This is a genomic window from Pseudomonas sp. P97.38, from assembly GCF_001269745.1.
Taxonomy (GTDB): Bacteria; Pseudomonadota; Gammaproteobacteria; order Pseudomonadales; family Pseudomonadaceae; genus Aquipseudomonas; species Aquipseudomonas chlororaphis_E.
In genome coordinates, this window is the sequence record NZ_LHVJ01000030.1 from 42132 (window position 1) to 53243 (window position 11112).

At 62.9% G+C, this 11112-nt stretch carries 10 protein-coding genes; 3 read left to right on the plus strand and 7 right to left on the minus strand.

Features of this window, described 5'->3' with window-relative positions:
* Positions 1–32 precede the first annotated feature (32 nt).
* The 3 genes from nuoM to AD664_RS25125 all read left to right on the plus strand — a co-directional run bounded on the left by nuoM (position 33) and on the right by AD664_RS25125 (position 3852).
* The gene (nuoM, locus tag AD664_RS25115; RefSeq protein WP_042732421.1) at positions 33–1565 is read left to right on the plus strand and encodes an NADH-quinone oxidoreductase subunit M; all 1533 of its coding nucleotides are present in this window, start codon (positions 33–35) and stop codon (positions 1563–1565) included.
* A gap of 7 nt (positions 1566–1572) precedes the next feature.
* On the plus strand, positions 1573–3036 hold the full coding sequence (gene nuoN, locus AD664_RS25120; RefSeq protein WP_042732422.1) for an NADH-quinone oxidoreductase subunit NuoN: 1464 nt from the start codon (positions 1573–1575) through the stop codon (positions 3034–3036).
* Between the two features lie 339 nt (positions 3037–3375).
* Positions 3376–3852: a hemerythrin domain-containing protein gene (locus AD664_RS25125; RefSeq protein WP_042732423.1), complete on the plus strand. Its 477-nt coding sequence runs from the start codon at positions 3376–3378 to the stop codon at positions 3850–3852.
* Positions 3853–3935: 83 nt separating this feature from the next.
* Here AD664_RS25125 and AD664_RS25130 read toward each other — a convergent pair whose 3' ends face one another.
* The 7 genes from AD664_RS25130 to AD664_RS25160 all read right to left on the minus strand — a co-directional run bounded on the left by AD664_RS25130 (position 3936) and on the right by AD664_RS25160 (position 10895).
* A complete protein-coding gene (locus AD664_RS25130; protein ID WP_053150966.1) occupies positions 3936–4817 on the minus strand; it encodes a LysR family transcriptional regulator in 882 nt (293 codons plus the stop codon).
* Between the two features lie 347 nt (positions 4818–5164).
* On the minus strand, positions 5165–5794 hold the full coding sequence (gene ycaC, locus AD664_RS25135; protein ID WP_047737223.1) for an isochorismate family cysteine hydrolase YcaC: 630 nt from the start codon (positions 5792–5794) through the stop codon (positions 5165–5167).
* 145 nt (positions 5795–5939) lie between these two features.
* Positions 5940–7778, minus strand: coding sequence for an amidohydrolase (locus AD664_RS25140; protein WP_053150969.1), 1839 nt, complete (start codon positions 7776–7778; stop codon positions 5940–5942).
* Positions 7779–7929: 151 nt separating this feature from the next.
* Complete coding sequence (locus tag AD664_RS25145) at positions 7930–8547, minus strand: antibiotic biosynthesis monooxygenase (protein ID WP_053150971.1); 618 nt, start codon at positions 8545–8547, stop codon at positions 7930–7932.
* Positions 8540–8953 (minus strand): DoxX family protein, encoded by a 414-nt coding sequence (locus AD664_RS25150; RefSeq protein WP_042729763.1) that lies wholly within the window; start codon positions 8951–8953, stop codon positions 8540–8542. Before AD664_RS25150 ends, AD664_RS25145 begins: the two co-directional genes overlap by 8 nt.
* The gene (locus AD664_RS25155) at positions 8950–9897 is read right to left on the minus strand and encodes a LysR family transcriptional regulator (protein ID WP_047737226.1); all 948 of its coding nucleotides are present in this window, start codon (positions 9895–9897) and stop codon (positions 8950–8952) included. The genes AD664_RS25150 and AD664_RS25155 overlap by 4 nt, the downstream gene beginning before the upstream one ends.
* Before the next feature lie 176 nt (positions 9898–10073).
* Positions 10074–10895, minus strand: a complete 822-nt coding sequence (locus tag AD664_RS25160; RefSeq protein ID WP_047737228.1) for an alpha/beta fold hydrolase — start codon at positions 10893–10895, stop codon at positions 10074–10076.
* Positions 10896–11112 lie beyond the last annotated feature (217 nt).

An 11112-nucleotide genomic window follows, 5' to 3' on the forward strand; every position in this document is an offset into this window, starting at 1 on the left:
CTTGCGAACTTGCGAAAGGAAACGAGCCCGTCATGATTCTGCCCTGGCTAATCCTGATCCCCTTCATCGGCGGCCTGTTGTGCTGGATCGCGGAGCGCTCCAGCTCCACGCTCCCGCGCTGGATTGCGCTGCTGACCATGTCCCTGGAACTCGCGCTCGGCCTCTGGCTGTGGGCGACCGGCGACTTCACATTTGCCCCGGCGCCTGGCGCCGAGCCGACCTGGGCGCTTGAATTCAAGCACCTGTGGATCGCGCGCTTCGGCATCAGCGTGCACCTGGCCCTCGACGGCCTGTCGCTGCTGATGATCCTGCTGACCGGCCTGCTGGGTATCCTCTCGGTGCTCTGCTCCTGGAAAGAGATCCAGCGTCACGTCGGCTTCTTCCACCTGAACCTGATGTGGATCCTGGGCGGTGTCGTCGGCGTGTTCCTGGCGCTGGACCTGTTCATGTTCTTCTTCTTCTGGGAAATGATGCTGGTGCCGATGTACTTCCTCATCGCGCTCTGGGGTCACAGTTCCTCGGACGGCAAGAAGACCCGGATCTACGCGGCGACCAAGTTCTTCATCTTCACCCAGGCGTCCGGCCTGATCATGTTGGTGGCGATCCTTGGCCTGGTGCTGGTCAACTTCAACAACACCGGCGTGATCACCTTCAACTACGCCGACCTGTTGAAAGTGCAGATGTCGCGCACCACCGAGTACGTGCTGATGCTGGGCTTCTTCATCGCGTTCGCGGTGAAGCTGCCGGTGGTGCCGTTCCACTCCTGGCTGCCCGACGCCCACGCCCAGGCGCCGACCGCCGGTTCCGTGGACCTGGCCGGTATCCTGCTCAAGACCGCGGCCTACGGCCTGCTGCGCTTTGCCCTGCCGATGTTCCCCAACGCCTCGGCCGAGTTCGCGCCCATCGCCATGACCCTGGGCCTGATCGGGATTTTCTACGGTGCGTTCCTGGCGTTCGCCCAGACCGACATCAAGCGCCTGATCGCCTTCTCCAGCGTCTCGCACATGGGCTTCGTACTGATCGGTATCTACTCCGGCAGCCAGCTTGCCCTGCAAGGCGCGGTGATCCAGATGCTCGCCCACGGCCTGTCGGCGGCGGCGCTGTTCATCCTCAGCGGCCAGTTGTACGAGCGCCTGCACACCCGCGACATGCGCGAGATGGGCGGCGTCTGGTCGCGCATCGCCTACCTGCCGGCCATCAGCCTGTTCTTCGCGGCCGCCTCCCTGGGCCTGCCGGGCACCGGCAACTTCGTCGGCGAGTTCCTGATCCTGATCGGCTCGTTCGTCAGTGCGCCATGGATCACGGCCATCGCCACGTCCGGCCTGGTGTTCGGTTCGGTCTACTCGCTGATCATGATCCACCGCGCCTACTTCGGTCCGGCCAAGTCGGATGAAGTGCTGCGCGGCATGGACGCTCGCGAACTGATCATGGTGCTTGGCCTTGCGGTGCTGCTGGTATACCTCGGCGTTTCCCCGCAACCGTTCCTCGACACCTCTGCCGCCACGATGCATGGCGTGCAGCAGTGGCTCGGCACCGCCTTCTCTCAACTCGCTTCGGCCCGGTAAGAGCGCTATGGAATTCACGATTCAACACTTTATCGCGCTTGCGCCGCTGTTGATCACCAGCGCCACGATCATCGTGGTGATGCTGGCGATCGCCTGGCGGCGCAATCACTCACAGACCTTCCTGCTGTCGGTGGCGGGGCTGAACCTGGCCCTGCTGTCGATCCTGCCGGCCCTGAAAGTCGCGCCCCTGGTGGTCACGCCGCTGATCCAGATCGACAGCTTCGCCTGCCTGTACATGGCGTTGATCCTGGTCGCCACCCTCGCCTGCGTTACCCTCGCCCACGCCTACCTCGGCGATGGCGGTTCGGGTTACCCGGGCAACCGCGAAGAACTGTACCTGCTGATCCTGATGGCCGCCGCCGGTGGCCTGGTCCTGGTCAGCGCGCAGCACCTGGCCAGCCTGTTCATCGGCCTGGAACTGCTGTCGGTACCGGTCTACGGTCTGGTGGCCTACGCCTTCTTCAACAAGCGCTCCCTGGAAGCCGGCATCAAGTACATGGTGCTGTCGGCGGCCGGTTCCGCGTTCCTGTTGTTCGGCATGGCGCTGCTCTATGCAGAAGCCGGCACCCTGAGCTTCGTCGGTATCGGCCAGGCCCTGGCGGCCACCGGCCTGCCAAGCCCGATCGCGCAACTGGGCCTGGGCATGATGTTGATCGGCCTGGCGTTCAAGCTGTCGCTGGTGCCCTTCCACCTCTGGACCCCGGACGTCTACGAGGGCGCCCCGGCACCGGTGGCGGCGTTCCTGGCCACCGCGTCGAAAGTGGCGGTGTTCGCGGTGATGGTTCGCCTGTTCCAGATCTCCCCGGTGGCCAGCAGCGGCGTGCTGAACGACGTGCTGACGATCATTGCCATCGTGTCGATCCTGTTCGGTAACCTGCTGGCACTGACCCAGAGCAACCTCAAGCGCCTGCTGGGTTACTCGTCCATCGCCCACTTCGGCTACCTGCTGATCGCGTTGATCGCCAGCAAGGGCCTGGCGGTGGAAGCCATTGGCGTGTACCTGGTCACCTACGTCATCACCAGCCTCGGCGCGTTCGGCGTGATCACCCTGATGTCCTCGCCATACAACGGCCGCGACGCCGACGCCCTGTACGAATACCGTGGCCTGTTCTGGCGCCGTCCGTACCTGACCGCCGTACTGACCGTGATGATGCTGTCCCTGGCCGGCATTCCGCTGACCGCCGGCTTCATCGGCAAGTTCTACATCATCGCCACCGGCGTCGAGGCGCACCAATGGTGGCTGGTCGGCTCCCTGGTGCTGGGCAGTGCCATCGGCGTGTTCTACTACCTGCGCGTCATGGTCACCCTGTACCTGATGGAACCGAACCTGCGTCGCCACGACGCCGAGTTGCACTGGGAGCAGAAGGCAGGCGGCGTGATGCTGCTGGCTATCGCCGTACTGGCGTTCTTCCTGGGCGTGTACCCACAACCGTTGCTGACCCTGGTCCAGCAAGCGGGCCTGGTGGGCTGATCGCCTCGGCAGCACCGCTGTGAAAAAACCCGTATCGCGAGATACGGGTTTTTTTATGGCTGGTTCTGAAGAATGACAAATCGTGGCGAGGGAGCAAGCTCCCTCGCCACGGGCCAGGTGTGTCAACAGGAGCTTTTAGCCGCGCGTCAGCGCAAAGTGCAACGAGCTTTTACCCCGGGTCTTGCAGCTTGCACGAAGCCGGAACTTACCACTCATCCAACTCGTTGTTTTACCTGTACTTTTTTATAAGCACTGGCTGGCATGGCTGATGCAATTTACCCCGTACGCGGCGTCGGCGCTTGAAGCCTGCCCGCAACCGTGAATTGCCAGGAGCTACTTATGAACGCCATCGACCTTTTGAAAGCCGACCATGAACGGGTGAAAGCGATTCTGACCCAACTGAGCGAATCCACTGATCGCGCCATCAAGAAACGCACCGATCTGTTGGCAAAACTGGAAATGGAAGTGACCATCCACACCCGCCTGGAAGAAGAGATTCTTTATCCAGCTTTCAAGCAAGCGGGTGGCAAGGACGAAGCGGAAATGTATTACGAGGCCAAGGAAGAGCATCGCACCGTCGACTCGCTGGTGCTGCCGGACCTGAAAGCCACCGATCCATCCCAGCCTGAATTCGCCGGTCGGGTGAAAGTGGTCAAGGAACTGCTTGAGCACCACATCGAAGAGGAAGAAAAGGAGATGTTCCCCCAGGCCAAGAAAGTCTTGGGCAAAGCCAAGCTGGATGCCTTGGGCGCGGAAATGGAAACCATGAAAGCGCAGTACAAAAAGGAACTGGGCAGCGCCAACCTCGCCGCCTGATCCTTGCCTCGAAATGCTTCAGCCGTCTGCGGACGGCTGAACGTCGTTATGGGGTCCTGTACTAATCGATCCAGACCCGTGCGTCACGGCTGCATCTGTTCGCGCAGAAACGCCACCAGCGCCTGTACCGGGCGCGAGCTCTGTCGATGTTGCGGGTAGACCGCCGACAGCGTCAGTGGCTCGGTCTCATAACCCTCCAGCACCCGGGTCAATCGACCGTCCTTCAGTGCATCGCCGAGAATGAAGGTGGGCAGGTAGGTGATGCCCATGCCGGCAATGGCAGCGTCCCTAAGCAGGTCACCGTTGTTGGCCCGCATGCGTCCGGTGACATCCAGGGACAAAGGTTTGCCACGTCCTTCGAAGCGCCATTGGACTTGCCGGCTGTGACCATAAGGCAGGCAATCGTGATTGCGCAGGTCTTCAGGTCGCTCGGGAGTACCGCGTTCTGCCAGGTAGGCCGGGCTGGCGCAATACAGCCGCTCGATGCTGGCGATACGCCGGGCAATCAGCGTCGAGTCCTCCAACACGCCAATGCGCAACGCCAGATCGTAGCCCTCCCCCAGCAGATCCACCGAGCGGTCGCTCAAATCCACTTCGACGCTGACGTCGGGGTAGCGCTGCAGGAACACCGGCAGCAGGCTCCCCAGGTGCGCCACGGCGAACGACAGCGGCGCGCTGAGGCGAATGGTACCGCGGGGCGCGTCGGTCTGGCCGCTGATGCCCTGCTCCACCTCTTCGATTTCACTGAGCAGGCGCAATGCTGATTCGTAATAACGCTGGCCCAGGGGAGTAATGTCCAGGCGCCGCGTCGAACGATTGAGCAAACGCACGCCCAGACGCTGCTCCAGCGCCATCAGCTTGCGGCTGACGAACTGCTTGGACAGCCCGAGCTTGTCCGCCGCCGCGGTGAAGCTGCCCGACTCCATGACCTGGACGAAAATGCGCATGTCTTCGAAGGGGTTCATTGGGGATCCGTGGGTGGACAGTCAGGGAATTGAACGGGACATTGTGGTCGGAGCCAGACAGGTTGGGAAGCGTTGGTTGTGCCGCCGTCATCGCGAGCAGGTCCACACAGGTTCTGTGGTTGGTCTCGAACTTCGACTGCACACAAACCCAATGTGGCGAGGGAGCTTGCTCCCGCCGGCCTGCAAAGCAGGCCCCTGTATTTTTCCAGATAAATCGCGTAGCCGGTTTTGCGGCTGCTGCGCAGCCGAGCGGGAGCAAGCTCCCTCGCCACAGGGTTGTTACTGGGCCGACTCCAGGCGCAAAAACGCCCGCACAAGGCGGGCGTCGTGCAGCCACAACCCTCAGCTTACTTGGCGGTCAGCGCCGAGTAGCTGTTCATCAGGTTGCGGTAGTTCGGAATGCGCTGGGACAGCAGGTTGCCCAGGCCTTCGATATCGTTGCGCCAGTCGCGGTGCAGCTCGCAGGCCACCGAGAACCAGTTCATCATTTGCGCGCCAGCGGCGGTCATGCGGACCCAGGCGGCTTGTTGCACGGTTTCGTTGAAAGTGCCCGAAGCGTCGGTGACGACGAACACGTCAAAACCTTCAGCCAGTGCCGACAGGGTCGGGAACGCTACGCAGACGTCGGTCACCACGCCAGCGATGATCAGTTGCTTGCGGCCGGTGGCCTTGATCGCCTTGACGAAGTCTTCGTTGTCCCAGGCGTTGATCTGGCCTGGACGCGGGATGTACGGTGCGTCCGGGAACATTTCCTTGAGTTCCGGCACGATCGGGCCGTTCGGACCTTTTTCGAAGCTGGTGGTCAGGATGGTCGGCAGTTCGAAGAACTTCGCCAGGTCAGCCAGGGCCAGCACGTTGTTCTTGAACTCGTTGGGCGAAAAGTCCTGGACCAGAGAGATCAGGCCAGTCTGGTGATCGACCAGCAGGACCACAGCGTCGTCTTTGTTCAGGCGGTTGTAGCTGGGAACATTGCTCATGGGATGACTCCTTTAGGATGGATGCTACGCAAGACATGTGGGAGCGGGCTTGCTCGCGAAGGCGCCGGCACATCCGACAACCTTGCAAGCTGACACACCGCCTTCGCGAGCAAGCCCGCTCCCACAGGGGAAATATGTTCGTTAGTTAGAAGGCAAAGCAGGAACAGCCGAACGCGCCCCAGAAGCCTTGGAAATCGCTGACCGGAACGTTCGACAGGCGTGCCCGTTCATGGCTGTGGGCGTGCACCGTGCACGGCCCGCTGCACTGGTGGACTTGCGCCTGCAACGGCGAGCTCGGGCGCCAGTGACCAGGGACCTTGACCACTGGCGACCAGTCCGGCAGCACCGGAACGCTGGCCGGGCCGAGCTTCTCGAAATCGCCGGCGGCGTAGACCACCTTGCCACCCACCACCGTCAGCACGGACTCGATCCACTTGATGGCTTCTTCCTCGACGCTGAAGAAGTCCGCGCTCAGGGCTGCCACGTCCGCCAGCTGGCCGACCTTGATCTGGCCTTTCTTGCCCTGCTCCGAGGAGAACCAGGCGCTGCCGTGGGTGAACAGTTCCAGGGCGGTCAGGCGCGGCAGACCTTCTTCGTGCAATGCCAGGCCGCCGACGGTGCGGCCGCTGACCATCCAGTACAGCGAGGTCCACGGGTTGTAGCTCGACACCCGGGTGGCGTCGGTGCCGGCGCCGACCGGCACGCCTTCGGCCAGCATGCGCTTGATCGGCGGCGTGGCTTCGGCGGCCTTGGCGCCGTAGCGGTCCACGAAGTACTCACCCTGGAAGGCCATGCGGTCCTGGATGGCGATGCCGCCGCCCAGCGCGCGGACCCGCTCGATGTTCTGCGGGGTAATGGTCTCGGCGTGGTCGAAGAACCACGGCAGGCCGTTGAACGGGATGTCGCGGTTGACCTTCTCGAACACATCGAGCATGCGGCTGATGGATTCGTTATAGGTGGCGTGCAGGCGGAACGGCCAGCGCTGTTCCACCAGGTGCCGGACCACCGGTTCCAGGTCTTGCTCCATGCTCGCCGGCAGGTCCGGACGCGGTTCGAGGAAGTCCTCGAAGTCGGCCGCCGAGAACACCAGCATTTCGCCGGCGCCGTTATGCCGCAGGAAGTCGTCGCCCTGGTGCAGCTTGACGCTGCCGGTCCAGTTCTTGAAGTCGCTGAGCTCTTCCTTGGGTTTCTGGGTGAACAGGTTGTAGGCGATGCGCACCGTCAACTGCTGTTCCCGGGCCAACTGCTCGATCACGGCGTAATCGTCCGGGTAGTTCTGGAAACCACCGCCGGCATCGATGGCGCTGGTCAGCCCGAGGCGATTGAGTTCACGCATGAACTGGCGGGTGGAGTTGACCTGGTACTCCAGCGGCAACTTCGGTCCCTTGGCCAGGGTCGAGTAGAGGATCATCGCGTTAGGTCGCGCCACCAGCATGCCGGTCGGCTCGCCGTTGCTGTCACGCACGATCTCGCCGCCGGGCGGGTTCGGCGTGTCGCGGGTGTAGCCGGCCACGCGCAGTGCGGCGCGGTTGAGCAAGGCGCGGTCATACAGGTGCAGGACGAACACCGGGGTGTCCGGGGCCGCCTGGTTGAGTTCTTCCAGGGTCGGCATGCGTTTTTCGGCGAACTGGAATTCGTTCCAGCCGCCCACCACACGCACCCATTGAGGCGTCGGCGTGCGGTCGGCCTGGTCCTTGAGCATGCGCAGAGCATCGGCCAGGGACGGCACGCCTTCCCAGCGCAGTTCCAGGTTGTAGTTCAAGCCACCCCGGATCAGGTGCAGGTGCGAGTCATTGAGCCCGGGGATGACGGTGCGGCCCTTGAGGTCGATGACCTGGGTGCCGCTGCCGCGCAGGGCCATGGCTTCGGCGTCGGTGCCCACGGCAACGAATTTGCCCTGGCTGATCGCCACGGCGCTGGCCCGGGGGTTTTCCCGGTCGACGGTGTGGAACTGGCCATTGAACAGAATCAGATCGGCGTTCATAGGGTTTTCCTTCAACGATCAAAAATAGAAATTGTGGCGAGGGGATTTATCCCCGCTGGACTGCGAAGCAGTCCTGAAAGAGCGGCCGCTACGCGACCGAGCGGGGATAAATCCCCTCGCCACAACAGTGCTCGGCGCAACACTCAACAAGCTAAGGCTCCAAATGCTCATGCGCCTTCGAAGCCTCCATCCACGGTGCGAACAGACGGGTCGCCAGCGGCATGCACACGTAGCAGACCGAAAGCACGATGGTCAGGGTGATCAAGAACGTCGCGACCATGTAGTTGGAAAGAATCGCGTGGAGTTGCAGCACGGGCCCCCAGATCAGCGGCACCAGCAAGGTGTGCGGCAGGATCACCAGCAAGGTCACTACGGCCTGCTTCCAGCGCGGTGGCGGTGTGGCGGCGTCCGCCAGCGGGGTGAACCAGAACTCCTTGTGGGACGCGACTTCGGTCTGGTCGCCATCGGCCAGCAACGGCGCCGCCTCTTGCACCAACTCGCTGCGCTCGGGCGAATCCAGCCAGCGCTGCAAGGCCTCGGTGGAACAGAAGCGCAGCACGCAGGTGAACAGCGACAGGCCGTCCTGCTTGCCTCGCACCACGTCCACCCCCAAGTGCCCTGGCCAGCCACCGGCGACGCGCACGATGCGCCGCAGCCAGGCCTCGTAGGCCGCGTCCTGGCCGGCCTTGATCCGGTGCTTGACCACCAGGGTGACGATTTCGTCGACGCCAGGCTTGGCCTTGGGCTCAACGGTTTGCAATTCAGACATGACGAAGCACTCCAACAAAGCGCGTGTTCATCGCCAGGCGGCCAGGGCCGGCGATGAAGACGCTGGTAAATACAATCAGCAGCAACCAACCGAACTGCCCTTCTTCCAGGCTCCACTGCGGGTGCACCACCAGCAGCGCCACGGCCAGCAAAAACAGGATTGGCAGGCAGGCCAGGCGCACCAGCACGCCGGCCATGATCAGCAGCGGGCACACCACTTCGGCGAAGATCGCCAGGATCAGCGTGGGCGCCGCGCCAAGGTGAAACGGGTCTTCGATGCGGGTCAGTTCGGCGCTGTAGTGCAACAGCTTCGGCAACCCATGGACCCACAGCAAAAACAGCGCGCCACTGAGGCGCAGGAACAGCAAGCCCAGATCCTGCATCGGGCGTTCATCGGTGATGTTCATCGGTGGGCTCCGTCCGAATCTGCGTAAGCCGCGGCCGGCAACGGTTGGGACATGTGGGTGGCAATGCGCGAGCGCAGCCAGCGCTCGGCAGGGTCGTTGTCATGCACGCCGCTCCAGACCATCGACAGTTCCGCCGCGTTGATCTCGAACGGTGGGTCCTCGGCCCGCAGCGCGCAGCCTTCGACCAGGGCACAGGCGGCATAGTCGGGCACGGTGGCGATCAGCTCGGTGCCTGCCAGCAAGGCGCGCAAGCCACTGAACTGTGGCACCCCGAGCACCACCTTGCGGGTCCGGCCGATGCGGGCCAGGTCCAGGTCGATGTTGCCGCTCAGGTCGCCCGAAAACGACACCATGGCGTGGGGCCTTGCGCAGTACTCATCCAGGGTCAGTGGCCCTGGGCGATTGTCGCCGCGCAAGACCTTGCAGGGGATGTCCCGCAGCTTCTTGCGCTTGGCATTGGCCGGCAAATCGGTGGTATAGCTGACGCCCACGCTGATTTCGCCACTGCCCAGCAACGACGACATCAGCAGATAGTTGGCCCGACGCACCACCACGATGATGCCCGGCGCTTCTTCACGCAGTTGGCTGAGCAAGGGTGGAAACAGGCCGAACTCGGCATCGTCCGACAGGCCGATGCGAAACACATCGCAACTGGTGGACGGGTCGAACGCCTTGGCCCGGCTGACCGCGCCGGAAATCGTGTCCATGGCCGGTTGCAGTTCCCGCAGAATGGCCAGGGCCCGAGGCGTCGGCTCCATGCCACGACCGTGGCGGATCAGCAACGGGTCGTCGAACAGATCCCGCAGCCGCCCCAACGCCGCGCTCACCGCCGGCTGGCCCATGAACAGCTTCTCGGCGACGCGGGTCAGGTTCTTTTCGAACATCAGCGCCTCGAAGATCACCAGCAGGTTCATGTCGAGACGGCGTAAATCGTTGCGGTTCATCGGGTTATTTGATCCTGTTGAATGGCCAGGGATGGGTGAAGTCCCTGTGGGAGCGAGCTTGCTCGCGAAGGCGTGCCGACCTTCAACATCCTCGTCGACTGACCCTGCGCTTTCGCGAGCAAGCTCGCTCCCACATTAGGTTTTGTGGCTTGCCCCAAGCATCAGGGCAGCCCCCTTCAGCCCCGGATAAACGCCAGCAAATCAGCGTTCAGACGGTCCTTGTGGGTATCGGTCAGGCCATGGGGCGCGCCGGGGTAGACCAGCAACTGAGCGTTCTTGAGCAGCTTGGCGGCGGCGATGCCGGCGGCTTCGATCGGCACCACCTGGTCGTCGTCGCCATGCACCACCAAGGTCGGCACGTCGATGCCGCGCAGGTCGTCGGAAAGGTCGGTTTCCGAGAACGCCTTGATGCAGTCATAGGTGTTCTTGTGCCCGGCGAGCATGCCTTGCATCCAGAACCAGTCGATCATGCCCTGGGAGACTTTGGCGCCCGGACGGTTGGCGCCAAAAAACGCGCTGGCCACATCCTTGTATAGCTGAGAACGGTCGGCCAGGGAGGCCTGGCGGAAGCCGTCGAACACCTCGATGGGCAAGCCGCCCGGGTTGGACGCGGTCTTGAGCATCAGCGGGGTCACCGCCGAGATCAGGCCGAGCTTGGCGACGCGCGCGGCACCGTGGCGACCGATGTAGCGCGTCACTTCGCCACCGCCGGTGGAGAAGCCCAGCAACACCGCGTCCTTCAGGTCCAGTCGCTCGATCAGCTCGGCCAGGTCGTCAGCGTAGGTGTTCATGTCGTTGCCGTCCCAAGGCTGGCTGGAGCGACCGTGCCCACGGCGGTCGTGAGCGATCACCCGATAGCCGTTGGAAGCCAGGAACATCATCTGCGCTTCCCAACTGTCCGAGTTCAATGGCCAGCCGTGGCTGAACACCACCGGTTGCCCACTGCCCCAATCCTTGTAGTAGAGCTCGGTGCCGTCGCGGGTGATGAAGGTACTCATGCCATGATTCCTTGAGGTGAGTGAATGGCTTCATGGTCTGGTCAGCAGGGGTGTGAGCGTGAGTTAAACGTTGTTAATTTTTTGTCGGAGCAAGACCCTCCCGCGATGAGGGTGTGACGTTTCCTGCGGGCCGAAGCGGCTTCATCACGAGCAAGCTTTTGCGCCTGCAAGGCTCTAAACCGTTGCACTTGCCGACAAACCTGAGGAACATGCTCGG